Below are 26,737 nucleotides of genomic sequence, written 5' to 3'. Positions count from 1 at the left end.
TGTTCGGATCGGCGCCCAGTCCAGTTCCTTCGATACTAGGTCGAAAATCGTCTCATCCGACGCCGCCAGACCGTCCGCCAGACTCAACTGACCCAAAACACGATCCGCCATCCCGAATCTCCCTGCTCCAACCTTCACCACAGAATCACCGTTCGGCTTCTGTGCAAAGGTCTCCTTGTGGGAGAAGGTGGCCGAGCGAAGCTCGGTCGGATGAGGGGTGTTCCAGGGAACGCGAACGCCTCATTCCTTCCAACACCCCTCAACCGTCTCGGCGCTGCGCGCCGATCCACCTTCTCCCACAAGGGGAGAAGGGAACAGGCTCCCTAAACCAGCGGCTTCAGCGCCACCCACACAGCGCCGCCGATCAGGCCAAGGAAGACCAGCCAGCCGACCTGGTTGTTCGACCTGAACAGAAGCATGCACTGGTCCGGATCGTCGATGTCCAGCATGGCGATCTGCCTCGTCATATGGGCGCCGGCGGCGACCAGCCCAGCCAGCGCCGGCACTGGCGCCTGTGCCGACGCGAAGGCGATGGCGAAGCAGACCAGCGCCCCGCCATAGAGCCCGACGAGCCAGGCCTTGGTGTTGTCGCCGAACAGGCGTGCGGTCGAGCGCACGCCGACGATGGCGTCGTCTTCTTTGTCCTGATGCGCATAGATCGTGTCGTAGCCGATCACCCACAGGATGGAGCCGATATAGAGCATGACGGCCGGGCCATCGAGATCGCCGAACTCGACCGCCCATCCCATCAGCGCACCCCAGGAAAAGGCAAGGCCGAGAACCAGTTGCGGCCAATTGGTAAATCGCTTCATGAATGGATAAACAGCAACGATGGCAAGCGAGCAGATGCCGAGCAGGATGGCGAAGCTGTTGAATTGCAAAAGCACAGCGAGGCCGGCCAATGCCTGGATGACGAGAAACGCCCAGGCCTGCCGGCGTGTGACCTTTCCCGCCGGCAGCGGCCGCGAACGCGTGCGCTCCACCTGGTTGTCGATGTCCTGGTCGACCAGGTCGTTATAGGTGCAGCCGGCGCCGCGCATGGCGATGGCACCGATCAGGAACAGCACGAGATACCATGGCGCCGGTAGCAGCGAGAGCAGCGGGTCACCGGGGCGAGGGTAGGCGCTTGCCGCAAGGGCTGCCGACCACCAGCACGGCCACAGCAGCAACTGCCAGCCGATCGGCCGGTCCCATCGCGCAAGCTGCGCATAGGGCCACAGCCAGCGTGGCAGAATGCGGTAGACCCAGTGGCCGCTCGGCGCATCGGCGACGCGGCCCTGGGCTGCTTTCGACTGGACGGGTTCCATTGTGCTGGAGTGGCAGCAGAGGCGAACGCCGTCAAGCATCAAGCCAAATCGTCATGGCGTAAATATCGTAGGCGGCGAACCAGCCTTTCCCCCGATATCGGGCATGGATGCCCGACGTTCCCGTGCGCAATTGGTCCCAAATCATCCAAATGTCTTGACCCATCGTCCGAGGCGCAATAGCGCAGTCCTGATCGTGGAATGGCAAGGGATCTGGGCATGCGTGTTTTGTTGATCGGCTCCGGCGGCCGCGAACATGCCTTGGCCTGGAAGATTGCGGCCTCGCCGCTGCTGACGAAGCTTTACGCGGCCCCCGGCAATCCGGGCATCGGCCGCGAAGCCGAACTGGTGACGCTAGATATTGCCGATCATGCGGCGGTGGCCCGGTTCTGCATGGAGGAAAAGATCGACCTCGTCGTGGTCGGGCCGGAAGGGCCGCTGGTCGCCGGCATTGCCGACGACCTTCGCGCTGAGAACATTCGCGTCTTCGGCCCGTCCAAGGCGGCGGCGCGGCTGGAAGGCTCGAAAGGCTTCACCAAGGACCTTTGCGCGAAATATGATATCCCGACCGCCGCCTATGGCCGTTTCGGCGACCTGGCGTCGGCCAGGGCCTATGTCGAAAAGATGGGTGCGCCGATCGTCATCAAGGCCGACGGCCTCGCCGCCGGCAAGGGCGTCACCGTCGCCATGACGCTGGATGAGGCGCTGGCCGCGCTCGACGCCTGTTTCGACGGGTCTTTCGGACAGGCCGGCGCTGAGGTGGTGGTCGAGGAGTTTCTCACCGGCGAAGAGGCGAGTTTCTTCTGCCTGTGCGACGGCGCGACCGCGCTGCCGTTCGGCACCGCGCAGGACCACAAGCGTGTCGGCGACGGCGACATCGGCCCGAACACCGGCGGCATGGGCGCCTATTCGCCAGCACCGGTGATGACACCGGAGATGATCGACCGCACGATGCGCGAGATCGTCGAGCCGACCATGCGCGGCATGGCCGAACTTGGCGCGCCGTTTTCCGGCGTGCTGTTCGCCGGGCTGATGATATCAGACAAGGGGCCGAAGCTGATCGAATACAACACCCGTTTCGGCGACCCGGAATGCCAGGTGCTGATGATGCGGCTGAAGGACGATCTCTTGGTCCTCCTCAACGCTTCTGCCGATGGCCAGCTTGCACATATGTCAGCGCGCTGGCGCGACGAGGCGGCGCTCACCGTGGTGATGGCGGCCAGGGGCTATCCCGGCACGCCGGAAAAGGGCTCGGTCATCCGCGGCGTCGAAGAGGCCGCGGGCGATTGCGTCGAGATCTTTCATGCCGGCACCGCCATCAACAGCGGCGCGCTGGTCGCCAATGGCGGCCGTGTGCTCGACATCACGGCTGTCGGCGGCACCGTCGGCGGGGCGCAGAGACGAGCCTATGCCGCGCTCGACCGGATCGATTGGCCGCAAGGCTTCTGCCGCCGCGACATTGGTTGGCAGGCTGTGGCGCGCGAGCAGGTGCGCTGACCCTTCAACGGCTTTCAGATTTAGCGCAGCCCACGGTCGAACTCGGTCGATGCGGTGCTGACCGGATCGCTGGCGGCGGGCGCCGCTTCAGAGGCCGATGCAGAGCGCTTCTCCTTCCGCGTCCAGGCCACATATTCGGCAACCCCGCGCGGAAGGCGCGGCGCGGCCTTTACAAAAGGCAGTTGAAAGCTGCTGCGGAATTTGGTCCAGCGTGCGCTAAACGCGGCGGTTATTTCGGCGAAGGTCGGTGGTGCCGCCACGGTCGCGTAGGTGATGGCATTGCCGGCTAGCCCAGCCTCGCGCGAGAGAGGCACCGGTATCGAGGCGAGGTAAACCGGCTGCACGTCGATCAGGCCGCCGAAGGGCCATTGCGCGCGCAATGCGGCGGCATCCATCGGTGCGACATTGACATCGATGTCGTTGGGCGTGCCAGCCACCCGGTAAGGGCAGCGGAACCGCCCGCAATTCGCTTTTGCCGAAAACTGCCAGAGTGCGTAGCCTTGCCAGTTGCCCATCGGGAAATGCACGCCGATGTCTGGCTTGTAGCGCGCATACCAGAGCGGTAGCCGCGACAGGAGCCGGTATTTGTACTTGTTGTCGGCGATGTGCTTGGCGGTCTTGCCGTTGGTGTAGAGCACCGGAAAGCGGCCAATCCGCCGATGCACGTGGCGCACGAACTCCTCGGCATCCTCGAGCGACATCCATTTCGTGGGGTCATCATCCTCGATGTCGAGAGCAAGCAGGTCATCCGGCCCAGGCTTCGCGAAATTGATGAAATTGTTCGCCTGTCCCACGGGATTGCCGGGGCGGGCGAGATGATAAGCGCCCCATTTCAGGCCGAGCGCCTTGGCCACCACCTTGCGCGTCTGGAACAGTTCCTGCGCTACCGCATGGCGCTTCCACAGCGTCTTGCAGAGCCTTGTCTCGGTCTCGGCACCGAAACAGAAATAGGGTGGCGGCATCCCGTCGGACGCCTTGTTGATGAAGCCGACGATGCGTTTGTCGGTGGCAAGTTCAGCCCAGTCGATGGAATTGTATTCGTAGGCGTCGATCACCAGCGCCCGGTCGGTGTTCTTCCACGGCTCGGAGAAATCCGAGGCTTGTGCCGGCCCCAACGCCATTGTCATCGCGGCCGCGACGACGAGGAGTCCTAGGCGGCGAAGGGGGTGCGCCGGCGGTTTCAAACAGCAGATCCTTGCTGGCCAAAGCCTGATCCTGAACCGCCATGGTTAAGGAAATGCTTTCGGCGGCCCGCGGCGAATGCCGCAATTCTGCCGGTGGCGGCTTCGCTTGCCATCAACGGCGGGAGAGCGGCTGGATTTGGAATGGGTCGGGCGCCGGCGCTTGCGGCAGCGTTCCCTCGGCCTCGCGTTTGCGATGATGAGCCACCGAGCATTGCGGCGAACACAGAATGCCGCGATCCGACCAATAGGCGGCGCCGTCCTCGACCTTGCCCCGATAGTGCCAAAAACCTGCCGCTCGATAGGGCAGCCCGCATTCGAGACAGCGATAGGCGTCAGGTCTGGCAAGCACGGGCGGTCCGATCCGGTGTTCTTGATCCGTCGCCGGTCGAACTTGTCCGGCTTTTGCCGAATTTAGCCTGTGTCGCAGCAATTGCAAAATCTGCGTGACAAATTTTGACGTTTACGTAAAAAGAAGGTGGGAGAGGCGACCCAAAGGCGGATGGTTTTGTGTCGGCACGGATCTTAAGTTGACCTGCCGGACACAGGAGGAGCGAGCGGCATGTATCGGGCACCAGTCGAGGAAATCGCCTTCACGCTGAAGCACGTGGCCGGCCTGAAGCCGGCGCTCGACGCCGGCACCTTTGGCGACCTTGGCGAAGATCTCGTCGACGCCATTCTGGCGGAAGCCGGCCGCTTCGCCACAGAGGAGATCGCGCCGCTCTACAAGATCGGCGATGAACAAGGTGCGGTGCTGAGCGGCGCTGCCGTCACCACGCCGCCTGGCTGGAAGGCGCTTTATCGTCGCTGGATCGACGGCGGCTGGAACGCGCTATCCGCACCGGAGGAATTCGGCGGCCAGGCGCTGCCGACCATGCTGGGCGTCGCGGCGCTCGAAATGTGGAACTCCGCCGCCATGGCCTTCGGCATCGGCCCGACGCTGACCATGGGTGCGGTCGAGGCGCTCGACAAGCACGCCTCGCCGGCGCTGAAGGCCAAATACTTGGAAAAGCTCGTCTCCGGCGAATGGATGGGCACGATGAACCTGACAGAGCCGCAGGCGGGCTCGGACCTGAATGCGTTGCGTGCCCGCGCTGAGCCGGCCGGCGACGGCACCTACCGCATCTTCGGGCAAAAGATCTTCATCACCTATGGCGAGCACGATTTCACCGACAACATCATCCATTTGGTGCTGGCGCGGCTGCCGGATGCGCCGGCCGGCACGCGTGGGCTTTCGCTGTTCCTGGCGCCGAAATTCCTTGTCGGCGACGATGGCGCGTTGGGCGCGCGCAACGACGTGTTCTGCTCCGGGCTGGAGCACAAATTGGGCATCCACGCCTCGCCGACCTGCACTATGATCTATGGCGATGGTTTCGAAGGGACAGTGCCTGGCGCGATCGGCTGGCTGATCGGCGAGGAAAACAAGGGCCTCGCCTGCATGTTCACCATGATGAACAATGCGCGGCTCGCCGTCGGCATGCAGGGCGTGGCGGTCGCCGAAACGGCCACGCAAAAGGCGCTCGCCTACGCCAATGACCGCCGGCAAGGCAAGGCTGCAAGCTATGATGGCGACGGCATGGCGCCGATCGTCCATCACCCGGACGTGCAGCGCAATCTCCTGACCATGAAGGCGCTGACCCAGATTGCGCGCGCCATCAGCTATTCCTGCGCGCATGCCATCGACAACGCGCGGATATCCAGTGGCGATGAAGCCACCCACTGGCAGGAGCGCGCCAATCTGTTGACGCCGCTGGCCAAGGCCTTTTCCACCGATGTCGGCGTCGAGGTCGCCTCGCTCGGGCTGCAGGTGCATGGCGGCATGGGCTTTATCGAAGAGACGGGTGCGGCAGCACTTTATCGCGACGCGCGCATCGCGCCGATCTACGAAGGCACCAACGGCATCCAGGCGATCGACCTGGTGGCGCGCAAGCTGCCGCTTGGCGGTGGCGAGCATGTTCGTGGTTACATCGCCGAACTGAAAGCGGTCGCCAGTCAGGTGCGGACCTCAAATCTTCAGGGGTTTGGCCGCACCGCCGATGGTCTCGACAAGGCACTCGACAATGTCTGCGAAGCGACACGTTTCCTGCAAGGGCTGCTTGCCGACGGCCGTTCGGACGAGGCGCTGGCCGGTGCGACGCCATATCTGAGGCTGATCTCGCTTGCGGCGGGCGGCGCTTATCTGGCGCGCGGCGCGCTTGCCGACCAAAGCCGCATCGCCCTTTGCCGTTTCTTCGCCGAAAACCTGCTTGGCGAGGCGGGCGCGCTGAAGGAGCGCGTCATCGGCGGCGCCGAAAGCCTTGCCACTGCCAGCAAGGCACTGATTTCTGCCGGAACTTCCTGACGTTCACAAGTTCACGTCCACAAGGGGCCGACTATGACAGACCATATCCTCGTCGAGCGCCAGGGCGCCATCCAGATCATCCGCATCAACCGTCCGGAAAAGAAGAACGCGCTGACGCGCGCCATGTATGCGAGAATGTCCAAAACCCTTGCCGAAGGCGATGCCGATCCGGCGGTCCGCGTTCATGTCTTCCTCGGTGTTTCAGGGGCCTTCTCGTCCGGCAACGACCTAGCCGATTTCATGGTCGTCGCCACCGGCGGTGAGGGCGGCACCGAAGTCTGGGATTTTCTGATGGCACTGGCCAGGGCGGAAAAGCCATTGGTTTCCGGTGTCGATGGCATCGCGGTCGGCATCGGCACCACGCTCAACCTGCACTGCGACCTGACCTTCGCCACGCCGCGCACTGTGTTCCGAACACCCTTCGTCGATCTCGGCCTGGTTCCCGAGGCGGGATCGAGCTTGCTTGCGCCTGAGATTCTGGGCCGGCAAGGCGCTTTCGCGCTGCTTGGTCTCGGCGAAGGTTTTTCGGCCGAGCGGGCGAAGGCCGCCGGGCTGATCTACGCGGTGGTCGAGGAAAACGAGCTCGAAGCCTCCGTGCTGGCAGCGGCCGGCCAGATCGCAGCCAAGCCGCCGCAAGCGCTGAAGATCGCGCGCGACCTGATGCGCGGCTCGCGTGAAGACCTCGTTGCCCGCATCGGTGAGGAGAGCGAGCATTTCCGCGAGCGGCTCAAATCCGACGAGGCCCGCGCTGCCTTGATGGCCTTCATGACCAGGAAGAAAGCAGGCTGAAGGCGGTGTGGCCTGATGACGCTAGCCATGGTGTTGGGCGATTTTAGAGGGCTTGTGGCCACCGTTGGGCGGTGTGCATGACGGTGAGTATTTCGACAGTCTCGCCGTTGACGCGATAGGGTACGATATACGGAATATCAACCAAAACGAGTTCCCGCGTCGCCTTGATGCGCCCGATGCGCCCCATGGCCGGTTGCTCGGCGAGATGTTCTGCCGCCGTCACGATGCGCGCAATGACTCGGGCGGCCGCTTCGGGGTTGTCTTTCTCGATATGCGCGCCGATTTCGTCAAGCCGACGCAGCGCTCGCATGGTCCAGCGGATTCTTTTGCGGCTCATGCTCGGCGGGCGGACTTGACGTATTTTCCGACAACACCGGCTACATCACGGTCACTGGCAAAATCGCCGCGCTCAGCTTCGGCCAACCCGGCCTCTATCTCGGCGAGTTGCCATTCCTCACGGGCTACAAAGTCCTCAATGGCCTGCGCAGCCACATAGGAGCGCGAGCGGTCGAGCTTTTCGGCAAGCTGGTCAAGCCTGTTTGCGGTTTCATCCGGGACGCGCACGGTAAAAGCCGTCATGGTCTTAACTTTCGTTTGGTTCACGATGATTATTGGTGAACCAACGTGGTTCGTCAAGGATTACCGGGGTCCTCCTGGGGCCTGGTGCCCCTTACTTCAAGGCGCGCCACCCTATATCGGCGATGCCATGTTGCCGCGCGCCCAGTTCTCCCGTTGGTGAAGCTGCTTAAGGGCCACCCTTATCAGGGATAAAGCCTTGTCTTGTCCCAGCCGCCCTTGGCGTTGCGTGAAAAGACGACGCGGTCGTGCAGTCGGAAGGGCCGGTCGTGCCAGAACTCGATCGTCTGCGGCACGATACGGAAGCCAGACCAGTGTTTCGGCCGTGGGATCTCGCCGATCGCATAGCGCGCCGTGTATTCGGCAACCGCTTTTTCCAGTGCGAAGCGGCTCTCCAGCGGCCGCGATTGCTTCGACGCCCAGGCGCCGATGCGGCTGCCGCGGGGGCGCGTCGCATAATAGGCGTCCGCTTCCGCTTCGGTGACGATCTCCACCGGCCCGCGCACGCGCACCTGCCGGCGCAGCGATTTCCAGTGGAAGCACATCGCCGCCTTCATGCTGCCAAGAATCTCACGGCTCTTGGCGCTCTCGAAATTCGTATAGAAGACAAATCCGCTTTCATCGAACCCCTTGAGCAGCACCATCCGCACATTCGGCATGCCCTCGGCATCGACGGTCGCCAGCGCCACGCCGTTGGGATCGTTGATCTCACTCTTCGTCGCGTCGTCGAGCCATGCGGCAAAGAGGCGGAATGGCTCGGCAGCCTCGGTAAAGTCACCGCTTGTTAACTCAGTTTCGCTCATAGTTTTTCCAAATTCTGTTGCCGGCTGGGGAGATTGCCGATTGTCGCGTATCGCGCAACTTTTTGACAGCAGGCAATGGAGCCTTATTGCTTCGGCCAGCGCCCAGGCTGCGGTCAAGGTCGCGATCGTGCTGGTAGCCTTGTCGCTTGCCGGCTGCGGTGGCGGCGGCTTCAGTTTGGAGCAGGCGGAGGTCGACCGTACAATCCTCACCAGCAGCACCCCTGTTTCTGCCTCGCCGATCGATCAGGATCGCGCCTCGGACCAGACGACGATCCGCAACGCGGTGTCTTCCGCCGATATCCAGGAACTTGGCGGGCAGGCCGTGCCCTGGGCGAATTCCGATACCGGTTCGCGCGGCTCGATCACGGAACTGGCAGAGTCTAGGGACAACGGCCAGCTTTGCCGCCGCTTCACCGCCTCGCGCGAAAGCTTCGACGGCGTCGCGCTGTTCAAGGGCGAGGTGTGCCTGGCCGGCGCCGGCGCCTGGCGGATGCAGGACTTCAAAGCGCTCTGATTTTCCGCCATCATATGACCGCGCGCCACTGGAATTTCTTCCTATGCGAGCGCATATAGATGGCAATCGTGGACTCACTCCTTCTCCAGGGCAGGAAGCATGCGCGACCCCTATGAGGTGCTGGGCGTTGCTAAGAACGCATCGGCCAAGGACATAAAATCGGCGTACCGCAAACTCGCCAAGGAGTATCATCCGGACCAGAATCCGGATCCCAAGGCGAAGGAGCGGTTTGCCGCGGCCAACCAGGCTTACGAGATCGTCGGCGACGAGAAGAACCGTGCCGCTTTCGATCGCGGCGAGATCGACGCCGATGGCAAGCCGCGTTTCCAGGGCTTCGAAGGTGCCGCGGGCGGCGCCGATCCGTTCGCCGGCTTCCGTCGGCAGCAAGGACCGGGCGGCTCGCGCTTCGAGTTTCGCTCAAGCCGTCCGGGCGGCGATCCGTTCGACGGCAACAGCGACATCTTCAGCCAGATTTTCGGCGAGACCTTCTCTCGCGGTGCCGGCACGGGCGCCGGCCGGCAGGCGCCGTCCGGCGCCGACCTGAACGTGACGCTCGACGTCACCATCGAGGAAGCGGCGACCGCGGAGAAGGTGACCGCGATGTTCCCCGACGGACGCAAGGTCGCCGTCAAGCTGCCGGCCTATGTCGAGGACGGCCAGACCATCCGGCTGAAAGGCCAGGGCGAGCAAGGGCCGGGGCAGCCGGGCGACGCGCTGGTCAAAATCCACTTCCGCCGCCATCCGCGCTATCGTGTCGAAGGCCGCGACCTCCATGCCGACTTGGCCGTGGCACTGGCGGATGCCGTGCTGGGTGCCAAGGTGGCGGTCGAAACGCCGACCGGCAAGCTTGCGGTCAATGTCCCCGCCTGGTCGAGCTCGGACAAGGTCCTGCGGCTGAAGGGCAGGGGCCTGCCGGAAAAAGTTGGCGGTCACGGCGATCTCTACGCACATGTGCGGCTGATGCTGCCTGAAGGTGGCGACAGCGATCTCGAAGCGCTGATGCGCAACCGAAAACGCTAGCTTGGCGCGTCAAAGGCGGGCTGCGCCGCAAACGCTCCTGTCTCTCACCTGTCCGTTTTGATCGATTGCAGGACTCAGCCGCATTCCGCGACATCGCTCGATGACGAACGCCCGCCCGGAACATGGCCGGCTCGCGCCAGGCGGGTCAGTCGCTCGTCGCCGACAGCGTTTTCTTTTGCGCGGGCGGAATAAACCCGCGGCCGCCCCGTTTCCAGACCATGCCGGAGGCCGATGAAGTCGCGGTCAAAAACCGCCAGGACCGAGCTCAGCCGAGCGGGCTGAACGTCGAGGGGCGGTCCAAGAGCACGTCTTGCCCCAATCTGGATCTTTTGGTTGACTAACGAAATTGTCCGTCAAACGAGTAGCAACGAAGGAGCGCGTCGGATTGCTGGGTCATGCGTTATCGAGTTTGGAAAGTGCGTTCGGGGAAATCCGGGCGATGCATCGAAACGACAGGCTCAGCAGGGTTTTCGCGCTGATAGTAATATGCCTGAATATCTTCGTCATCACCGTTCCATTCGCGATCGAGGCGCTTCGATCTGTCGGAATTTCACGCTACGATCTGCCTGCGCGTCTTAACATCAGCAGGGATGGATCGCTGCCCGAGATGTTCAACTACGGGCAGGCCGCGCTTTGCGCCCTGTTTCTGTTCGGCATCTGGCTTCGAACCAGGGAGCATATGTTTCTTGCCTGGTCGCTGATTTTTAGTTTTGTGACGCTCGACGACGCCACCCGTTTCCATGAGCGCGGCGGCCTGCTGTTGGCAGCGACATTCGACCTCGTTTCGCTGCCGGGCATGCGGGCTCGCGACACCGGAGAAATCATCACCTGGTCGGTGGTCGCGCTCGGCCTGCTGGCGCCGCTGTTGTGGTCATTCCGCCAAAGCAGACCCAGGCAACAAGCCCTCGGATCGGTGTTTTTGCTGCTGTTCGCGTGTCTTGTCGGCTTTGCCGTGGTGGTGGACATGCTGCACTTCCTGACGGGCTCGAAGCTCGTTGGTTACGCGGAAGACGGCGGCGAGATGCTGTCGATTGCCGTCGCCTGTTGCTGTGCGTTCATCCTCTATCGCGGGCTGGGGCGTGATGCGGATCTTCAGGCAATGGATCCGAGCCTGCCGTTCTCGAAGCGGACATAACCGAATTGCTGAAACGGCCGCGCGAACAGGAGGAATAAGTTTGGCTTCCGGCCCGTTACCCCCGGGAACATTCCTGGAGGGCCAATGCTGTCGCACCTGTTTCCGTCCGTTCCAACGCGCAGGTTCTGCGCCGTTCAGAACACCAGGAGGTGAAGCCGAAGCCTGCTATGCCGGCGAAACCTTGCCGCTGGCGCGCCCTATATCTCGCCCTGCCATTGATGGTCTTCCTGTGCGGCACGTCGCCAGCGGCCAAGGCGGTCGTGCCGGGCACCGACGCCAATGTCGTCACAGCAATCGACGTATCGGACTCGATCAGCCGATATGAGGAATGGCTCCAGCAGACCGGGCTCGTGCGGGCGCTCGTCCACCCCGACTTCCTGCGCGCCGCCACCGCCGGCCCGCGGCGTCGGATCGGGTTCGCCGTCTTCACATGGTCAAGCGATGGCAAGTTCGACCTGTTGGCGCTGGACCGTCATCGGCTCGGCCGAGGACGCCGCGCGCGTGTCTCAGGCGCTCGCTTCGGTGACGCTCATCGACCGGACCCATTACGGAGGCGGCGATATGGAGCAAGACCGCGACGGCGACGCTGATCCCGCGGCGATGCACGATCGTCTGACAGACATGTCGGAGGCGATCGACTTTGCTTCGCTTCTGTTGACGTCATCGCCGCACGCGACGGAGCGCGCGGTCATGAACATCTGCGCCAACGGAACCGACAATTTCGCGGGCGGAACAGAATCCTCGCGAGACGCGGCGCTGGAACTACTCTTGCAGAACTGCTGCATGGCATGGCGTGCCGTCTTTTCGTCAATTTTCGCTTGAGCACGCCACAAGCGCTTCGCCCAGGCAATCGATCCTCCGGGCCGGAAGGTCAGGTGGGCGGGCACTGTCCGTTTTTGAGCGCTTGAAGGGACTCTGTGCCTGTGCGATAGGCACTCCACAAAGCAGAAATTGCGGAGAGCGCTCACATGGCGGGTGGACAAGGCATTATGGCCGGCAAGCGCGGGCTTGTGCTTGGCGTCGCGAACAATCGGTCGATCGCCTTCGGCATAGCCAAGGCCTGCGTCGACCACGGCGCCGAGATCGCGTTGACCTATCAGGGCGAGGCGTTCAAGAAGCGCGTCGAGCCGCTGGCGGCGGAACTCAACGCCCATGTCGCCGGCCATTGCGACGTCACCGATCCGGCAACGCTCGATGCGGTCTTCGACGACATCGCCAAGCATTGGGGCAAGCTCGATTTCCTCGTCCACGCCATCGCCTTTTCCGATAAGGACGAGCTGACGGGCCGCTATGTCGAGACGACGCGTGACAATTTCCTGCGCACTATGGACATTTCGGTGTTTTCTTTCACCACCATCGCCAAGCGCGCCGAGGCGCTGATGACCGATGGCGGCTCGCTGCTGACATTGACCTATTACGGCGCGGAAAAAGTGATGCCGCACTACAACGTCATGGGTGTCGCCAAGGCAGCGCTCGAAGCCAGCGTGCGCTATCTGGCGGTCGACCTCGGCGGGAAGAAGATCCGCGTCAACGCCATCTCCGCCGGTCCGATCAAGACGCTCGCCGCCTCCGGCATCGGCGATTTTCGCTACATACTGAAGTGGAATGAATACAATTCACCGCTGAAGCAGACGGTGACGCAGGAGGAAGTCGGCGATTCAGCGGTCTATTTCCTGTCCAACCTTTCACGCGGCGTCACCGGCGAGATCCACCATGTCGATTCCGGCTATCACGTCGTTGGCATGAAGGCGGTCGACGCGCCTGATATTTCGACCGTCAAGGAATAGACTCTCCTCGAACTCTCCCGCTTCCCGCCTACTCCCCGGATGACCTGATGTATCCGCTCGTCTACATCGCGCGCCACGGCCAGACGGAGTGGAACGCCGAGGCCCGGCTGCAAGGACAGGCCGACACCGACCTCAACGCGCTCGGCCGCGAGCAGGCGACCCGCAACGGTCTTCGGCTGGGCGAATTCGTTCATAACCCTGGAGATTTCGACTTTGTCGCCAGCCCGATGCGGCGGACGCGCGAGACCATGGAGCGCATCCGCGCTGCGATGAAGCTCGATCCGCAAGCTTACCGCACCGATCCTCGCCTTGTCGAAATGAGTTTCGGCGACTGGCAGGGTTTCACCTTTCCCGAACTCGAGGCCCGGCATTTGGGCTCGGCCAGGGAGAGGCGCTTCGACAAATGGAATTTCCTGCCGCCCGGCGAGGGCGCCGAAAGCTATCAAATGCTGCTCGAACGGATAAAGCCGTGGTTCGACGCGCTGGACCGCCAGACGGTCTGCGTGACCCATGGCGGCGTCGTGCGGGCCCTGTTCCGCATGGTGCTGGGAATGCCCGAGAAAGAAGCCGCAAACCTGGATGTGCCGCAGGATCGCTTGCTCAGGCTAGAAGGACGACGCCTGGAGTGGCTCTAAGGGGCGAAATCCAATCATTCGGAACGACCGGGGTTTTACTCCTTCTCGGACATTGATGCCAAGTCGGGGACGACGGAAAGTTGACCCGAAGCAGCCCATTGCCAAGCCAGAATGCCGTCTCAAATGCCGCCATTCTGGGGAAACCGCCGGCGGCGGTTGGTACGGCCTTTGCAAAGGGGGATGCGGTCCCGCTCTGCAATGTCTCAGATCAAGGCCGCCAGGCAAACTTGACATCCTGCACGTGCTCAAGCCGATTGTGCGACAAACCGGCAATCTCCGTGACGATCTTGCGGCGGAGGACAGGAAAATAGTCGTCTATCGTACGAGCTGTAGTCGCGAAGCTGTTGGGACCGCCGGTAACGTGGCTGTAGAGATAATCGGTTGGGTGCTGCCACGCTCCTTCGTCTGGGTCGAGGCTGGCGGCTAGGTCCCTAAGTGGTAGCACCGGCGCGGGGATGGCAAGCGCATTGATGATGTGGCCCATGGCCAAGGCATGGTCCCGCGCGGCCTCTGGCGCAGGACCATCATTATTGGGTCCATTCGCTGAGATGTCGATAATCGTGCGGTCGGGTGTGGCGGGGCAGTGGGCCAGGCTCTGAGAGGCGTAGGAAATGGCCCAGCTGAGGCCGGTGTGGCCAAGGCGGTCCTGACCGGGCCGGTTGCCCATATCTCGAATAACGTCAGCTGCCTCTCGTGCGCCGCGCGCATTCTCTATGATGCGCCAAGGCAATATGGTGTGGGCGGTACGATGGCTAGACCACTCGACATAGGTAACGGCGATCCGCCCAGTGCGGGTCACGGCTATGGCGGACACAACGTCGGGATGACTCAACGCCTGGGCGTGACCCTCACGCTGCATATGGGCTGTGCCATCAGCGATGCTGGCCGATATATCGCCGGCCAGGACGAGGCACACGTCAACCGCGGCGTCGGCCTTCTGCGCGCGGACGGATGCAGCTGGGATAAAGAAGCTCGTGCAGATGATAAGGGTGCGCGCGAATGCGCCCAAGTGTTTTGGTGCGACTGCGGGGCTCGCCATTGGGGCGCGGAGAGTTCCGTTGTTAGGGACAATGTCGCCACTGATGTGGATGGTGCGTCCGCCGTGCGTTGCAATTTCAGCCACCGATCCCCCCATTCCCAAAGACACTTTCGACCCAGCGACGTTCGCCCGGCTCCCAAAGGCTGTTCTTATAGAAATCCAAATTCTGCGCATGCCCCAACCGGGTCAGACGAGGTACTAGTCCTGCGTATCAGGTGCCCCTCGGCCGCGGACGACTGGAAGTTTCAAGTTCGCTAATATAAGGTCGGATTTCTTCTCGGATGCGGGATGGAGATGGGCGCGTTCGATCTCGACGCAGTGGGCAATGCCATAGCCGAAGCGGCGGCCGACCCGACGCGCTGGGACGCTGCAATGGATGTGGCTGCGGACGCCACTGGAAGCTTTGGCGCAATGCTTTTCGACGCGAAAGGGCATTTCCCCGGCATACCGAAAAGTCGCCGAATGGGTCCCTCGCTCGAGACATACATCAAGGATGGCTGGATCGACCGGGACGACCGATACAAGCTGTTGCCTCTGTTGGTTCGCAGAGGAGCCGTCAGCGAGCTTGACGTCCTGACGCCCGAGGAAATCGCCAGGCATCCCTACTATCAGGAATTTCTCGCGCCATTCGGTCTGCGGTGGTTTGCGGGTGTGAAGGTTGCGGCAGGCGATGACCTCTGGTGCCTGTCGATCCAGAGGTCGATCCAGCAAGGCCCTTGTTCGCCATCAGAGATGCAGAGCTTTGCCGACTTCTCAAGACAGTTGGGTTCCGCGGCCGCGTTCGCGAGAATGCTGAGCTTCGCGCGGGCCGAAGGCGCGATGGATGCATTCAGCGCAAGCGGCACGCCTGCGGTGATGCTTGACCGGAACGCCACCGTGATCCTGGTGAACGAACCTGCAGAGAGACTGTTCGGTCGAGACCTTTGGGTGACCGGCCGCCATTTGGCTTGTGCCGACAAGAACGCCACCGATGCCCTCAAGCGCGCATTTCATGTGCTGCTGCGAAATCCGACCCCGCCAGCAATGGCGAACCCTGTCTCGCTGCCCCGCCTCGGAGGCAGACCTCTGCTAGCCTACCTCATGCGCCTGCCAAGAATTACCACGAACGCCTTTGCATCCTGTCAGATAGTTGTCTGCTTTGTCGATCCGGACATTCATCCTCAACCGTCGGAGGTTGCCTTGCGGACTTGCTTCGGGCTGACCCCTGCCGAGGCGAGACTGGCTCGCCGGATTTCATCGGGCGCAGAGTTGAAGGCCGTCGCGGATGACCTGGGAGTCTCCTACGAAACCGCCAGGAATCAACTGAAAGCCGTCTTCGCCAAAACCGAGACCCATCGCCAGCCGGAACTGGTCGCGTTGCTCGCGAAAATAGCCAGCACCGCTCAAGCTGATTGACCAGAAAACACGGGCCTGTACCCAAAGGCCGGGACGGGTCAATCATCTGCAGGCAGCGATTGCCGGGCGACGCCGATCGCTCCGAGTATTGAAGGAGAAACGATATGAAGGTCGCGCCCAAGGCATTGCTGCAAATGCTGGGCGATCCCGACAGGGACAAAGCCAGGCGGGTTCTTCAGGCGATGTACGAGATGACGAAGATCATCATCGCGGACCTCGAGCGCGCTTACCGGGGCTAACGAACTCGCAAGCCGGCCAAAGCAGAGGAGGGCAGCGCTTTGCCTGTGAGCCAACAGTGCGATACGAGGGGCCTCTGCAGTGGGTCCATGCTGCTTTAACCTGAGGGACGAGCCCAATTGCGCGAACGTATGCTAGAGATCGACGGGGGGCTGCTCCTAACCCTCGATGCTCTTCTGAAGGAACTGAACGTCACCCATGCCGCAGCTCGGCTCGGCATCACGCAGCCCGCTCTTTCCGCTCGTTTGCTTCGGCTGCGGCAGTTGTTTGGCGACCAACTGTTGATCCCGGCATCATCCGGCCGCGGGATGGTGCCGACACCGCACGCCGCCGCGCTCCAGCCCGAACTCGCCAAGCTGATCGAGCGATTGCGCGAGTTCGCGAACGTAGCGCAGTTCTTCGACCCCGCCACCAGCCGCCGCGTCTTCCGGATCGCCGCAACGGACAATCCAGCCGCCATTCTCGCACCGGAACTCATCCCCTTCCTGAAGGCGAAGGCACCTCACATCCGCCTCGCTTTTGTGCTTCCGGACAAAGCCCGGATCGCCGCCCACCTAGAGCAGGGTGACATCGATCTCTTCATCGGCGCGGCCGAGGACGTAGCGGGTGGACTGATCGGAAGGACACTGTTCGACGAAGCGTTCGTCACGGCACAGCGCAAGGATCATCCAAGGGGTAGCAAGCCCTTCGATCTGGATGAGTTCTGCTCGCTTGACCACCTCCTGATCTCGACCAGCGGAGGCAGCTTCTCCGGCATGATCGACGAGGCGCTGGCCGCCCTCGGACGTGAGCGCCGGGTCTCGGTCTCTATCCAGAGCTATGCGCTTGCCCCTTTGGTGCTGATGGGCAGCGACTGCATCTGCACCCTGCCGCGCCGTTTCCTGCAGCGCTTCACCACGTCGCTCGATCTCTTCGAGCCTCCCCTGGCTCTCGCCAAGTTTCAGATGTCCGCCTTCTGGCATCAGCGCATGAGCGGCGATCCCGCTCATGGCTGGCTACGTGAACAGGTGTTTCAGACGGCGCGGGCCCAAGGCCGCTAAGCGGGCCTGGTGATCGCTTGCCGCCTCGGCCCTTAGTCTACTGCCCTTGGCTTTCTTCACGGTTCCGGTACTCAGCCGGGTGCCAGGTGAACGAGCCGCCGCCCTCGGCGCGGATGTGCCCGACGCCGGGAAACGGGAGATGAGGCGCGGCGACGAGTTGGCGAGCGTCCGCGAAGGCCGAAAAGGTCTTCTGCCGCTCGGCCGCCGCCTCCCCTGGGTTCACGTCATATACGATGGTGACAGCGGGATCGGGAAACTGCACGGCCGCGACGTGGATGACGTCGCCGATAAACGCGATCGAATGCCCCTTGCTTGACACCGTGAAGAAAGCGCTGCCAGGCGTGTGACCGGGATGCAGCGTCGCCACGATTCCCGGCAGGATAGTTTCGTCGTCGGAGAACGCCCTGACCTTGCCCGCCCGCTGATAGACGCCGATCGTCTTTTCGGCTTCGTCGAAGTACTGGCGGGCGTAGCCTGTCCTTTCCGAGTTCGAAGCGTCCAGGAAGAAGGTGAGATCGGGTGCTCCGACGTGAACCGTTGCATTGGCGAAGACGGGCTTGCCGTCGGCGACAAGGCCACCGGTATGGTCGGTGTGGATATGAGTGATGAGGATGTCGGTGATGTCCTGCGGCATGACACCGATACTGGCGAGGCTGTCGCGCAGCTTCCCACCGTTGCCTGGCCCGAAGAGTTGCCCCGAACCGGTGTCGACAAGGATGAGCCGCTCGCCGTCCCGGATCAGGAAGGCGTTGATGGAAGCTTCCACCGGGTTGGACAGGAACGCGTGGTTGAGGTGCTCGTCGACCTCCGCAGGTGACGTCCCTGTCAGGAGAGCGTGCAGGTCTTGCCGAACGGTGCCGTCGGACAAAGCAATGATGCCGAGCTCGCCCAGCGGAAACGCGTAAGTGTCAGTGGTTTGCGAGTAAGCGGCAGTGGCGCTAGGGGCCGCGCTTTCGGACAAAGCCGGCACCGTCGTGCCGAGCAGCAAGCTTATTGCGGTCGAGGCGAGAAGGATACGGAAGGTCATGATTGCTGAGGTCCTTGTGGTTGTCGGTGGACCTTGGTTACGGGTTGTGCGCTTCGGATTGAAATTCGATAGCTGGATCGGACCTATCGACGAGCCTTATACCTCTCGAAGCGGAAGCACTGGGGAGATTGGTCGCGTGGATGCCTTCTGCCGGCGCACGATCACTGAAGCGAGAATGGTGGGCAAGTTGAACCGGACGCTGCTCGGTTGGGCGAACTACTTCTCAGTAGGAGCAACGGCAAGGCGTATCGTCCACTCGACAGCTACACCGCAGTGCGGTGCGCCGGTGGTTGAGCTTCAAACAAGGGAAGGCGAAACAAAGGCGGGTTTAGCCAGGACTTCATCCGCGCCTTTGGGGATGGGGCAGCCGGAAAGGTTCTATTCGGTTGAATCGCTGTCCGGCAATTGCATGTCGGTGATGATGTTCTCGCCGTTTGTCTCGTCATAGGCGATCACGATATCCATGCCGGGTTTCAGCGCCTCGAGATCGGTTTCGGCATTCAGCTTGTAGGATTTGCCGTCGTCGAGTGTCAGCGTCAACGTGTCCTTGTCGACCTCTTTGATCAGGCCTTCGGTTTGGCCGGCGAAGGCGGCGGTCGAAATCAGCAATGTGGCGGCAACGGCGCCGATCAGGATACGCATCATCATCCTCTTATCATTGCGCCGGCACGGTGGCGGCGAGTGTTCAACGGGCAGATGGAGCTGACCAGAAACCAACCGAATGTGTCAAAACTAAATCCGCTGGATCACAGTTTGACCACTGCTGAAAACGCCAATAGAAGGCAGACTACAGCGCCGCGTCCTCTTGGGCGCGCAAAGGACGCTGTGGCACTTTTGATTTTGCGCAGGATCCTTTCCGAAAGTCGCTCCGATTTTCAGGGTCATGCGCAAGGCGGCTCCGACGCCGGCAGGGCTGGTTTTCATGTCTCACAATACGTTTGGCCATCTTTTCCGCGTCACCACCTGGGGCGAAAGCCATGGCGCAGCGCTCGGCTGCGTGGTCGACGGCTGTCCGCCCGGCATCCGCTTCACGCGCGCAGAGGTCCAGGCCGAACTCGACAAGCGTCGCCCGGGTCAATCGCGTTTTGTGACGCAGCGTCGCGAACCCGACGAGGTCAAGATCCTGTCCGGCTTCATCCTGGATGAGGACGGCGAGACCATGATCACCACCGGCACGCCGGTGTCGATGATGATCGAGAATGTCGACCAGCGCTCCAAGGACTATGGCGAGATCGCCCGCCAGTACCGGCCGGGCCATGCTGATTACACCTACGACACCAAATATGGCCTGCGCGATCATCGCGGTGGCGGCCGCTCTTCGGCCCGCGAGACGGCGGCGCGGGTGGCGGCCGGAGCCTTGGCCCGCAAGGTCGTGCCCGGCATGGTCGTGCGCGGCGCGCTGGTGTCGATGGGCGAAAAATCGATCGACCGCGCCAACTGGAACTGGAATTTCGTCGGCGATGCCGAAAATCCGTTCTTCACGCCCGATCCGGCGTCAGTCGCCGTGTTCGCCGCGTATCTCGACGGCATCCGCAAGGCGGGTTCCTCGGTCGGTGCGGTCATCGAGATCGTTGCCGACGGCGTTCCGGCAGGCCTTGGGGCGCCGATCTACGCCAAGCTCGACCAGGATATCGCCTCGGGCCTGATGTCGATCAACGCCGTCAAGGGTGTCGAGATCGGCAACGGTTTCGAGGCCGCCCGCATCACCGGCGAAGAGAACGCCGACGAGATGCGTATGGGCAATGACGGCAAGCCGGTCTTCCTGTCCAACAATGCCGGCGGCATCCTCGGTGGCATCTCGACCGGCCAGGCGATCGTCGCGCGCTTTGCCGTCAAGCCAACCTCGTCGATCCTGACTCCGCGAAAGTCGATCGACAAGGACGGCAACGACGTCGAGATCATGACCAAGGGCCGGCACGATCCGTGCGTCGGCATCCGCGCCGTGCCGATCGGCGAGGCGATGGTTGCCTGCGCGATCGCGGATCACTATCTGCGTCATCGGGGACAGACAGGGAAGGCAGTAGGGCAGTAGGTACGCCGCCCGCCGAGACGGCAAATTTTCCTTTTCCCTACTCCCCTACTGCCTTATTCCCCTACTCCCCTGCGAGTGAAACGAGCGCCTATGTCTTATGACCAGAAGAAAATCGTCGAAGCCCTGCGCGCCTTCGAACGCGGCGAGATCGTCGTCGTCATGGACGACGACGGGCGCGAGAACGAGGGCGACCTGATCGTTGCCGCCGTCCATTGCACGCCGGAGAAGATGGCGTTCATCGTCCGCAACACCTCCGGCATCGTCTGCACGCCGATGCCGCGCGAGGAAGCCAAGCGCCTCAACCTGTCGCCGATGGTCGCCGACAATGATTCGGCCCACACCACCGCCTTCACCGTCAGCGTCGATTTTAAGCACGGCACCACGACAGGCATTTCGGCCGACGACCGCACATTGACCGTGCGCAATCTCGCCAACGGCAATGTCGGCGCTTCCGATTTCGTCCGCCCCGGCCACATCTTTCCGCTGATTGCGCGCGAAGGCGGCGTGCTGATGCGTTCGGGCCATACCGAAGCCGCTGTGGATTTGTGCAAGCTCGCCGGCCTGCCGCCGGTCGGCGTCATTTCCGAGCTGGTCAACGATGATGGCACCGTGATGCGCGGCCCGCAGGTGCAGGCCTTCGCCGAAAAGAACGGTTTGAAGCAGATTTCGGTCGCCGATCTCATCGCTTACCGCCAGCGCAAGGAAACGCTGGTCGAGCGTGTCGCCTGTTCGGACATCGACACGCCTGGCGGCAAGGCGCAGGTCTTCACCTACACGCTGCCGTGGGATTCGATGCACCATGTGGCGATCGTCTTCGGCGACATCCGCGACGGCGAGGAGGTGCCGGTGCGGCTGCATTCCGAAGACGTGGTGACGGATGTTTTCGGCACCAGCCACAGGCTTGACGGCATCATGAAATCGATGGGCGAGCGCCGGCGCGGCGTTATCGTCTATTTGCGTGAAGGCTCGGTCGGCGTCGCCCATCAGGAGCGCAAGCGGCCGGCTGCCGAAGACCGCGAGGACCATGAAGAAGCGCGCCGCCGCGAAAACGAATGGCGCGAGATCGGCCTCGGCGCGCAAATCTTGAAGGATCTGGGCATTTCCTCGATCAACCTGATCGCCTCGCGCGAGCGCCACTACGTCGGCCTTGAAGGCTTCGGCATCCATATCGCCAACACCGAAATTCTCTAGAGGCGGGGCGTCCCGCACTCCCCCTGTTGGCCTCTGCTTGACGGCCTCAGCGCTGTGTGGCTCAGGGGTAAATTGCGGCGTCCCGAACTCGCCGCAGCGCGCGTGAAGCTGCGCTCCTCCGCACCTGCCAGAAAGCCACTCAGGCCGGCAAGCTCCTCATGTCGTATTCATAAAGTTCCGATTTGCGCAATGATCTGGACGCAGTGAGCGGCGCTGCCGGCTTTGACAGGCCCGCGGATACGCCGCGCCTTTCTACGCGTCTGCCTGACGGCCACTTCCGCCAGATGAATGATGAGCCGCGCGCCAGCATTCATGACGCTCACGCATAAGAGCATGCGGAATTGAGCCACTAATCGCGAGCGCTGCTCAAACTATCTTCCTGTTGGGACAGCTCGGTCCCCGATCGCCACGACCAACAGGACGTTGCCGAAAAATCGGCACGCCTTCAGCGGCCATTGATGTGCTCGCTCTGACAGAGAAGAGGATCAAAAGCGACATGACGACCTCCGCAGACTTTAGTATCACCAGACGGGATCTGTTGGTGGCAGGAGCCGCCTCCGCGGCAATGACCGCGGCGCCATCGGGGGCGAATGCTCAAGCTGGCAATGGCGATGTGCCTTCCGCCGTCGGCGAACCTGCCATGTCGAAAGTAGCCATCACTGTGAACGGGGAGGCCCGCGAACTGGACCTCGACACGCGGACCACGCTGCTCGATGCGTTGCGCGAGCACCTGCATCTCACCGGCACCAAGAAGGGCTGCGATCATGGCCAGTGCGGCGCTTGCACGGTGATGGTCGACGGCCAGCGGATCAATTCATGCCTGACGCTCGCGGTGATGCACGAAGGCGATGCCATTACCACTATCGAAGGGCTCGGCGCGCCTCAGAACCTGAACGCGATGCAGGCCGCCTTCGTGAAGCATGACGGTTACCAGTGCGGCTATTGCACGCCCGGGCAAATCTGCTCCGCCGTGGCGGTGCTGGACGAGATCAGGGCGGGCATCCCGAGCCACGTGAGCGGTGACTTGACCGCAACGCCGCAAGCCACAGTCGCCGAACTGCGCGAGCGGATGAGCGGCAACATCTGCCGTTGCGGCGCCTATTCCAACATCGTCGAAGCGATCGCCGAGGTCGCCGGGAGGCCGGCATGAGATCCTTCACCTATGAGCGTGCGAGTTCTCCTGCGGAAGCAGCTGCCGCGGCGCGTGCCGAAGGCGCCAAGTTCATCGCCGGCGGCACCAACCTGCTCGATCTGATGAAGCTCGAAATCGAAACGCCGACGCACCTGATCGACGTCAACGACCTCGCGCTCGATAGGATCGAGACCACGCCAGAGGGCGGGTTGCGCATCGGCGCCCTGGTGCGCAACACCGATCTCGCCGCGGATGAGCGCGTGCGACGCGACTATGGCCTGCTCTCTCGCGCGCTGCTCGCCGGTGCCTCGGGCCAGCTACGCAACAAGGCGACCACCGCGGGCAACCTGCTGCAGCGCACGCGCTGCCCCTATTTCTACGACACCAACCAGCCATGCAACAAACGCCAGCCCGGCAGCGGCTGTGCCGCGATCGGCGGGTTCAGCCGTCAGCATGCCGTGATCGGCGCAAGCGAGGTGTGCATCGCAACCCATCCGAGCGACATGGCTGTGGCGATGCGGGCGCTCGATGCAACAGTGGAGACGGTGCGCCCCGACGGCACGGCGCGGAGCATACCCATCGCCGAATTCCACCGGCTGCCCGGCGACACGCCGCATGTCGAGAACGCACTCATACCCGGCGAGCTGATCACCGCAGTCACGCTGCCCAGACCGGTGGGCGGAACGCATATCTATCACAAGGTGCGCGACCGGGCTTCCTATGCCTTCGCGCTGGTCTCGGTCGGTGCAATCGTGCAGCGCGACGGCACCGGGCACATCGCTCTCGGCGGCGTGGCGCACAAGCCGTGGCGTGTCGAGGCGGCCGAGGCCGAGTTGCCGCGCGGTGCCAAGGCCGTAGCGGAGCAGCTGCTGGCCGACGCCAAGCCGACGCAAGAGAATGCATTCAAGCTGCCGCTGGTCGAGCGCACGCTCGCCGCGGTTCTGGCGGAAGCAAGGACCTGACCGATGAGATTCGATCCCCCCGCCACGACCAATCCGATCGATCAACTCAAGATCGTCGGCAAGCCTACCGATCGGATCGACGGTCCGCTCAAGACCACAGGCACTGCGCCCTATGCCTATGAGTGGAACGATGTCGTACCCAACCAGGCCTATGGCTACGTGGTCGGCTCGGCCATCGCCAAGGGCCGGATCGCCTCGATCGATTTGACCAAAGCCAGGGCCGCGCCAGGCGTGCTGGCCATCGTCACGGCTGAAAACGCCGGCAAACTCGGCAAAGGTGACTGGAACACAGCCAAGCTGCTCGGCGGTCCCGACATCCAGCATTATCATCAGGCGATCGCGCTCGTCGTCGCCGAGACGTTCGAACAGGCGCGCGCCGCGGCACAGCTGGTCCGCGCCGACTATATCCGAGCCCAGGGCGCGTTCGACCTCGAGAGCGCCAAGGGTTCCGCGAACATGCCGGATGGGGCCACGCCTGATACCGCGGTCGGCGACTTCGCCGGCGCCTTTGCCAGTGCGCCGGTTCAGCTTGATGCGACCTACACCACGCCCGATCAAGGGCACGCGATGATGGAGCCGCATGCCTCGATCGCCGCCTGGGACGGGGATAAGCTCACGCTTTGGACCTCGAACCAGATGATCGCCTGGAGCACGGGGGACATGGCCAAGACGCTGGGCATCCCCAAGAAGAATATTCGTCTTATCTCGCCGTTCATCGGCGGTGGCTTTGGCGGCAAGCTGTTCGTGCGATCCGATGCAGTGCTTGCAGCCCTTGGCGCACGTGCCGCCCGGCGGCCGGTGAAGGTGGCGCTTGCGCGGCCTTTCATGTTCAACAACACCACGCACCGGCCGGCAACCATCCAGCGCATCCGTGTCGGCGCGACCCGGGACGGCAAGATCACCGCGATCGGCCATGAAAGCTGGTCTGGCGACCTGCCCGGCGGCGGGCCAGAAAATGCAGTCCAGCAGACCCGTCTGCTCTATGCCGGCGCCAATCGCATGACCGCCACACGGCTTGCAGTGCTCGATCTGCCCGAAGGCAATGCGATGCGTGCGCCGGGCGAGGCGCCGGGCTTGATGGCGCTGGAGATCGCGATGGACGAGATGGCGGAAAAGCTCGACATCGATCCGGTCGAATTCCGCATCCTCAACGACACCCAGGTCGATCCTGAGAACCCGGATCGCCGGTTCTCGCAGCGTCAGTTGGTCGAGTGCCTGCGCATCGGCGCCGAACGCTTCGGCTGGAAGAAGCGCGACATCCGGACCGGCCGGGTCCGCGAGGGGCGCTGGCTGATTGGTGTGGGTGTCGCCGCGGGGTTTCGCAACAACCTCCTGACGACGTCTGCCGCACGTGTCCGGCTCGATCATCGTGGCGTCGTCACGGTCGAGACCGACATGACCGACATCGGCACCGGCAGTTATACGATTATCGCCCAGACGGCGGCGGAGATGATGGGCGTGCCGCTCGACAGGGTGGTGGTGCGGCTTGGCGACTCGATCTTCCCGGTTTCGGCCGGCTCAGGTGGACAATGGGGCGCCAACAACTCGACATCAGGCGTTTATGCCGCGTGCGTCAAGCTACGCGAGGCGGTGACGCAAAAGCTTGGATTCAACTCTGCCGAGGCCCTCTTTGAGGATGGCAATGTCCGCTTGGGCAGTCGCAGCGTTTCGCTCGCCGAGGCCGCAGGTGAAGCAGGCCTCGTCGCCGAGGACGCGATAGAATATGGCAACCTCGCCAAACAATACCAGCAATCGACCTTTGCTGCTCACTTCGTTGAAGTCGGTGTCGACGCCGCAACCGGCGAGATCCGCGTAAGGCGGATGCTCGCGGCTTGCGCGGCCGGCCGTATCCTCAATCCCAAATCCGCGCGCAGCCAGGTCATCGGTGCCATGACCATGGGCGTCGGCGCGGCGCTGATGGAGGAGCTTGCAGTCGACAAGCGCCACGGTTTCTTCGTCAACCATGATCTCGCCGGCTATGAGGTGCCGGTCCATGCCGACATCCCGCACCAGGAGGTGATCTTCCTTGACGAGACGGATCCGATCTCCTCGCCAATGAAGGCCAAGGGCGTCGGCGAGCTCGGCCTCTGCGGGGTCGGTGCGGCCATCGCCAACGCGGTCTACAACGCCACCGGCGTGCGCGTGCGCGACTATCCGGTCACACTCGACAAGCTGCTTTCGGGTTTACCCGAGATATGACTGTCCTCCCCGCGGCCACGCCTCGCGAGCTTCTGTTCCTCGCAATGCCTCACTTTCGCTGGGCGCTGCCAAGCGCCACCGACTACGAGCGGTCGCCCCAAGCGCCCGCCTTCGAATGACAAGTCTCTATCTGGAATGGAGAATTCCTCATGAAGAAACTCGCGGCTTCCCTGGTGATCTCGTCGCTCGCCACCTCCGTCGGCGAGGCGCAGGAGCGGCCCGCAGGCCGGATCGCGCCGCCGGACGTGTATGTCGTGGCGCCTGGTCTCGGAGATTATACGGACGAGCTGCTGTTCGGCGATGTCTGGCTGCGCGACGAACTCAAGCCTCGTGATCGCAGCATCATCACCGTCTCGGCCCTGATTGCGTCGGGGCGCATTGCGCAGGTGGGTGGGCATGTCGGTCGGGCGCTCGATAACGGCGTGACCCCAAGCGAGATCGGTGAGATCATCACCCATCTCGCCTTCTACTCCGGCTGGCCGAACGCCATTTCCGCCGTCAACGCGACAAAGGAGGTCTTCGATAAGCGCGGCATCAAGCCGGTTGCGGCCGAGGCGGGGCAGCAGCCACTAGAACTCGATCCAGCTTCCGAGGCGGCAAGGGCGGCGAGCGTGGATACATCGACCGGCCCGGTCGTTCCGGGGCTCGCGGAATATACCAACCGGGTGCTCTTCGGCGATCTCTGGCGACGGCCGCAACTCTCGGCGCGTGACCGCAGCCTTGTCACCATCGCCGGTCTCATCGCAACGGGCAAAGCCGAGCAACTGCCTTTCCATCTAAGTCGAGGCATGGACAACGGCCTGACACGAACCGAGGTAGCGGAGGTTCCGACGCATCTGGCCTATTATGCCGGCTGGCCCAATGCGACGTCGGCGGTGCCGGTCCTGCGCGAGGTCTTCGG

27 protein-coding genes are annotated in these 26,737 nt (G+C 62.9%); 18 read left to right on the top strand and 9 right to left on the bottom strand.

Annotated elements, in window-relative coordinates; all coding sequences use genetic code 11:
* Nucleotides 1-323 precede the first annotated feature (323 nt).
* Nucleotides 324-1,307, bottom strand: a complete 984-nt coding sequence (gene ubiA / locus EOC93_RS22535) for a 4-hydroxybenzoate octaprenyltransferase (protein WP_095486214.1) — start codon at nucleotides 1,305-1,307, stop codon at nucleotides 324-326.
* Between the two features lie 216 nt (nucleotides 1,308-1,523).
* Here ubiA and purD point away from each other — a divergent pair, with 216 nt between their 5' ends.
* Nucleotides 1,524-2,801, top strand: a complete 1,278-nt coding sequence (gene purD, locus EOC93_RS22530; protein ID WP_095486234.1) for a phosphoribosylamine--glycine ligase — start codon at nucleotides 1,524-1,526, stop codon at nucleotides 2,799-2,801.
* Nucleotides 2,802-2,821: 20 nt separating this feature from the next.
* Here purD and EOC93_RS22525 read toward each other — a convergent pair whose 3' ends face one another.
* Both EOC93_RS22525 and EOC93_RS22520 read right to left on the bottom strand, forming a co-directional pair.
* Nucleotides 2,822-3,922 (bottom strand): glycoside hydrolase family 25 protein, encoded by a 1,101-nt coding sequence (locus tag EOC93_RS22525; protein ID WP_164759238.1) that lies wholly within the window; start codon nucleotides 3,920-3,922, stop codon nucleotides 2,822-2,824.
* A 175-nt stretch (nucleotides 3,923-4,097) separates the two neighbouring features.
* Entirely contained in the window at nucleotides 4,098-4,334 is a 237-nt protein-coding gene (locus EOC93_RS22520) for a hypothetical protein (RefSeq protein ID WP_095486212.1), read from the bottom strand.
* A 210-nt stretch (nucleotides 4,335-4,544) separates the two neighbouring features.
* On the opposite strand from EOC93_RS22520, the gene EOC93_RS22515 reads away from it, so the two are divergent.
* Complete coding sequence (locus EOC93_RS22515) at nucleotides 4,545-6,323, top strand: acyl-CoA dehydrogenase (protein ID WP_127205744.1); 1,779 nt, start codon at nucleotides 4,545-4,547, stop codon at nucleotides 6,321-6,323.
* A gap of 33 nt (nucleotides 6,324-6,356) precedes the next feature.
* Nucleotides 6,357-7,112: a crotonase/enoyl-CoA hydratase family protein gene (locus EOC93_RS22510; protein ID WP_095486210.1), complete on the top strand. Its 756-nt coding sequence runs from the start codon at nucleotides 6,357-6,359 to the stop codon at nucleotides 7,110-7,112.
* A 43-nt stretch (nucleotides 7,113-7,155) separates the two neighbouring features.
* Here EOC93_RS22510 and EOC93_RS22505 read toward each other — a convergent pair whose 3' ends face one another.
* From EOC93_RS22505 to pdxH, 3 genes are all read right to left on the bottom strand, one after another.
* Nucleotides 7,156-7,449: a type II toxin-antitoxin system RelE/ParE family toxin gene (locus tag EOC93_RS22505; RefSeq protein WP_095486209.1), complete on the bottom strand. Its 294-nt coding sequence runs from the start codon at nucleotides 7,447-7,449 to the stop codon at nucleotides 7,156-7,158.
* Nucleotides 7,446-7,691 (bottom strand): CopG family ribbon-helix-helix protein, encoded by a 246-nt coding sequence (locus EOC93_RS22500; protein ID WP_095486208.1) that lies wholly within the window; start codon nucleotides 7,689-7,691, stop codon nucleotides 7,446-7,448. The genes EOC93_RS22505 and EOC93_RS22500 overlap by 4 nt, the downstream gene beginning before the upstream one ends.
* A gap of 182 nt (nucleotides 7,692-7,873) precedes the next feature.
* Nucleotides 7,874-8,491: a pyridoxamine 5'-phosphate oxidase gene (gene pdxH / locus EOC93_RS22495; RefSeq protein ID WP_095486207.1), complete on the bottom strand. Its 618-nt coding sequence runs from the start codon at nucleotides 8,489-8,491 to the stop codon at nucleotides 7,874-7,876.
* Between the two features lie 40 nt (nucleotides 8,492-8,531).
* Here pdxH and EOC93_RS22490 point away from each other — a divergent pair, with 40 nt between their 5' ends.
* The 6 genes from EOC93_RS22490 (at nucleotide 8,532) to EOC93_RS22460 (ending at nucleotide 13,582) form a co-directional block, all read left to right on the top strand.
* Complete coding sequence (locus tag EOC93_RS22490) at nucleotides 8,532-9,005, top strand: RT0821/Lpp0805 family surface protein (protein WP_095486206.1); 474 nt, start codon at nucleotides 8,532-8,534, stop codon at nucleotides 9,003-9,005.
* 99 nt (nucleotides 9,006-9,104) lie between these two features.
* Nucleotides 9,105-10,025 carry a DnaJ C-terminal domain-containing protein gene (locus EOC93_RS22485; protein ID WP_095486205.1) on the top strand — a complete coding sequence of 307 codons (921 nt, stop codon included), beginning with the start codon at nucleotides 9,105-9,107 and terminating at the stop codon, nucleotides 10,023-10,025.
* 385 nt (nucleotides 10,026-10,410) lie between these two features.
* Nucleotides 10,411-11,160: a hypothetical protein gene (locus EOC93_RS22480; protein ID WP_127205743.1), complete on the top strand. Its 750-nt coding sequence runs from the start codon at nucleotides 10,411-10,413 to the stop codon at nucleotides 11,158-11,160.
* Between the two features lie 522 nt (nucleotides 11,161-11,682).
* Nucleotides 11,683-11,982, top strand: coding sequence for a DUF1194 domain-containing protein (locus tag EOC93_RS22470; RefSeq protein ID WP_127205741.1), 300 nt, complete (start codon nucleotides 11,683-11,685; stop codon nucleotides 11,980-11,982).
* Between the two features lie 146 nt (nucleotides 11,983-12,128).
* Nucleotides 12,129-12,947: an enoyl-ACP reductase FabI gene (fabI, locus tag EOC93_RS22465; protein WP_095486201.1), complete on the top strand. Its 819-nt coding sequence runs from the start codon at nucleotides 12,129-12,131 to the stop codon at nucleotides 12,945-12,947.
* Between the two features lie 47 nt (nucleotides 12,948-12,994).
* Nucleotides 12,995-13,582: a histidine phosphatase family protein gene (locus EOC93_RS22460; protein ID WP_095486200.1), complete on the top strand. Its 588-nt coding sequence runs from the start codon at nucleotides 12,995-12,997 to the stop codon at nucleotides 13,580-13,582.
* 208 nt (nucleotides 13,583-13,790) lie between these two features.
* On the opposite strand, the gene EOC93_RS22455 is transcribed toward EOC93_RS22460, so the two are convergent.
* Nucleotides 13,791-14,705 (bottom strand): DUF1194 domain-containing protein, encoded by a 915-nt coding sequence (locus tag EOC93_RS22455; RefSeq protein ID WP_164759237.1) that lies wholly within the window; start codon nucleotides 14,703-14,705, stop codon nucleotides 13,791-13,793.
* 210 nt (nucleotides 14,706-14,915) lie between these two features.
* On the opposite strand from EOC93_RS22455, the gene EOC93_RS22450 reads away from it, so the two are divergent.
* From EOC93_RS22450 to EOC93_RS22445, 3 genes are all read left to right on the top strand, one after another.
* Nucleotides 14,916-16,016, top strand: a complete 1,101-nt coding sequence (locus EOC93_RS22450) for a helix-turn-helix transcriptional regulator (RefSeq protein ID WP_245461515.1) — start codon at nucleotides 14,916-14,918, stop codon at nucleotides 16,014-16,016.
* Between the two features lie 104 nt (nucleotides 16,017-16,120).
* Complete coding sequence (locus EOC93_RS35410; RefSeq protein WP_281033155.1) at nucleotides 16,121-16,255, top strand: hypothetical protein; 135 nt, start codon at nucleotides 16,121-16,123, stop codon at nucleotides 16,253-16,255.
* 117 nt (nucleotides 16,256-16,372) lie between these two features.
* Nucleotides 16,373-17,293, top strand: a complete 921-nt coding sequence (locus EOC93_RS22445) for a LysR family transcriptional regulator (RefSeq protein ID WP_245458093.1) — start codon at nucleotides 16,373-16,375, stop codon at nucleotides 17,291-17,293.
* A gap of 37 nt (nucleotides 17,294-17,330) precedes the next feature.
* On the opposite strand, the gene EOC93_RS22440 is transcribed toward EOC93_RS22445, so the two are convergent.
* Complete coding sequence (locus tag EOC93_RS22440; RefSeq protein WP_127205738.1) at nucleotides 17,331-18,320, bottom strand: MBL fold metallo-hydrolase; 990 nt, start codon at nucleotides 18,318-18,320, stop codon at nucleotides 17,331-17,333.
* Nucleotides 18,321-18,698: 378 nt separating this feature from the next.
* Nucleotides 18,699-18,962, bottom strand: a complete 264-nt coding sequence (locus EOC93_RS22435; protein WP_095486233.1) for a DUF1344 domain-containing protein — start codon at nucleotides 18,960-18,962, stop codon at nucleotides 18,699-18,701.
* A 280-nt stretch (nucleotides 18,963-19,242) separates the two neighbouring features.
* On the opposite strand from EOC93_RS22435, the gene aroC reads away from it, so the two are divergent.
* From aroC to EOC93_RS22405, 6 genes are all read left to right on the top strand, one after another.
* Nucleotides 19,243-20,352, top strand: coding sequence for a chorismate synthase (gene aroC, locus EOC93_RS22430; RefSeq protein ID WP_126103255.1), 1,110 nt, complete (start codon nucleotides 19,243-19,245; stop codon nucleotides 20,350-20,352).
* A gap of 90 nt (nucleotides 20,353-20,442) precedes the next feature.
* A complete protein-coding gene (ribB, locus tag EOC93_RS22425) occupies nucleotides 20,443-21,543 on the top strand; it encodes a 3,4-dihydroxy-2-butanone-4-phosphate synthase (RefSeq protein WP_126103254.1) in 1,101 nt (366 codons plus the stop codon).
* A 496-nt stretch (nucleotides 21,544-22,039) separates the two neighbouring features.
* Nucleotides 22,040-22,693 (top strand): aldehyde dehydrogenase iron-sulfur subunit PaoA, encoded by a 654-nt coding sequence (paoA, locus tag EOC93_RS22420; protein WP_127205737.1) that lies wholly within the window; start codon nucleotides 22,040-22,042, stop codon nucleotides 22,691-22,693.
* Nucleotides 22,690-23,637 (top strand): xanthine dehydrogenase family protein subunit M, encoded by a 948-nt coding sequence (locus EOC93_RS22415; RefSeq protein WP_127205736.1) that lies wholly within the window; start codon nucleotides 22,690-22,692, stop codon nucleotides 23,635-23,637. Before paoA ends, EOC93_RS22415 begins: the two co-directional genes overlap by 4 nt.
* Before the next feature lie 3 nt (nucleotides 23,638-23,640).
* Entirely contained in the window at nucleotides 23,641-25,836 is a 2,196-nt protein-coding gene (paoC, locus tag EOC93_RS22410) for an aldehyde oxidoreductase molybdenum-binding subunit PaoC (RefSeq protein WP_127205735.1), read from the top strand.
* A gap of 149 nt (nucleotides 25,837-25,985) precedes the next feature.
* A partial coding sequence (locus tag EOC93_RS22405) for a carboxymuconolactone decarboxylase family protein (protein WP_164759236.1) occupies nucleotides 25,986-26,737 on the top strand: 752 nt, incomplete at its 3' end.

Origin of the sequence: Mesorhizobium sp. M6A.T.Ce.TU.002.03.1.1 (assembly GCF_003997275.1) — a bacterium.
GTDB classification, from domain to species: Bacteria; Pseudomonadota; Alphaproteobacteria; order Rhizobiales; family Rhizobiaceae; genus Mesorhizobium; species Mesorhizobium mediterraneum.
This window is presented reverse-complemented; position numbering and strand designations above follow the sequence as displayed.

Excerpts from the sequence above, each read along its gene's own strand:
- ubiA (WP_095486214.1), bottom strand. The coding sequence starts at position 1,307 with ATGGAACCCGTCCAGTCGAAAGCAGCCCAGGGCCGCGTCGCCGATGCG.
- purD (WP_095486234.1), top strand. The coding sequence starts at position 1,524 with ATGCGTGTTTTGTTGATCGGCTCCGGCGGCCGCGAACATGCCTTGGCC.
- EOC93_RS22525 (WP_164759238.1), bottom strand. The coding sequence starts at position 3,922 with ATGGCGTTGGGGCCGGCACAAGCCTCGGATTTCTCCGAGCCGTGGAAG.
- EOC93_RS22515 (WP_127205744.1), top strand. The coding sequence starts at position 4,545 with ATGTATCGGGCACCAGTCGAGGAAATCGCCTTCACGCTGAAGCACGTG.
- EOC93_RS22510 (WP_095486210.1), top strand. The coding sequence starts at position 6,357 with ATGACAGACCATATCCTCGTCGAGCGCCAGGGCGCCATCCAGATCATC.
- EOC93_RS22505 (WP_095486209.1), bottom strand. The coding sequence starts at position 7,449 with ATGAGCCGCAAAAGAATCCGCTGGACCATGCGAGCGCTGCGTCGGCTT.
- EOC93_RS22500 (WP_095486208.1), bottom strand. The coding sequence starts at position 7,691 with ATGACGGCTTTTACCGTGCGCGTCCCGGATGAAACCGCAAACAGGCTT.
- pdxH (WP_095486207.1), bottom strand. The coding sequence starts at position 8,491 with ATGAGCGAAACTGAGTTAACAAGCGGTGACTTTACCGAGGCTGCCGAG.
- EOC93_RS22485 (WP_095486205.1), top strand. The coding sequence starts at position 9,105 with ATGCGCGACCCCTATGAGGTGCTGGGCGTTGCTAAGAACGCATCGGCC.
- fabI (WP_095486201.1), top strand. The coding sequence starts at position 12,129 with ATGGCGGGTGGACAAGGCATTATGGCCGGCAAGCGCGGGCTTGTGCTT.
- EOC93_RS22460 (WP_095486200.1), top strand. The coding sequence starts at position 12,995 with ATGTATCCGCTCGTCTACATCGCGCGCCACGGCCAGACGGAGTGGAAC.
- EOC93_RS22450 (WP_245461515.1), top strand. The coding sequence starts at position 14,916 with ATGGGCGCGTTCGATCTCGACGCAGTGGGCAATGCCATAGCCGAAGCG.
- EOC93_RS35410 (WP_281033155.1), top strand. The coding sequence starts at position 16,121 with ATGAAGGTCGCGCCCAAGGCATTGCTGCAAATGCTGGGCGATCCCGAC.
- EOC93_RS22440 (WP_127205738.1), bottom strand. The coding sequence starts at position 18,320 with ATGACCTTCCGTATCCTTCTCGCCTCGACCGCAATAAGCTTGCTGCTC.
- EOC93_RS22435 (WP_095486233.1), bottom strand. The coding sequence starts at position 18,962 with ATGCGTATCCTGATCGGCGCCGTTGCCGCCACATTGCTGATTTCGACC.
- aroC (WP_126103255.1), top strand. The coding sequence starts at position 19,243 with ATGTCTCACAATACGTTTGGCCATCTTTTCCGCGTCACCACCTGGGGC.
- ribB (WP_126103254.1), top strand. The coding sequence starts at position 20,443 with ATGTCTTATGACCAGAAGAAAATCGTCGAAGCCCTGCGCGCCTTCGAA.
- paoA (WP_127205737.1), top strand. The coding sequence starts at position 22,040 with ATGACGACCTCCGCAGACTTTAGTATCACCAGACGGGATCTGTTGGTG.
- EOC93_RS22415 (WP_127205736.1), top strand. The coding sequence starts at position 22,690 with ATGAGATCCTTCACCTATGAGCGTGCGAGTTCTCCTGCGGAAGCAGCT.
- paoC (WP_127205735.1), top strand. The coding sequence starts at position 23,641 with ATGAGATTCGATCCCCCCGCCACGACCAATCCGATCGATCAACTCAAG.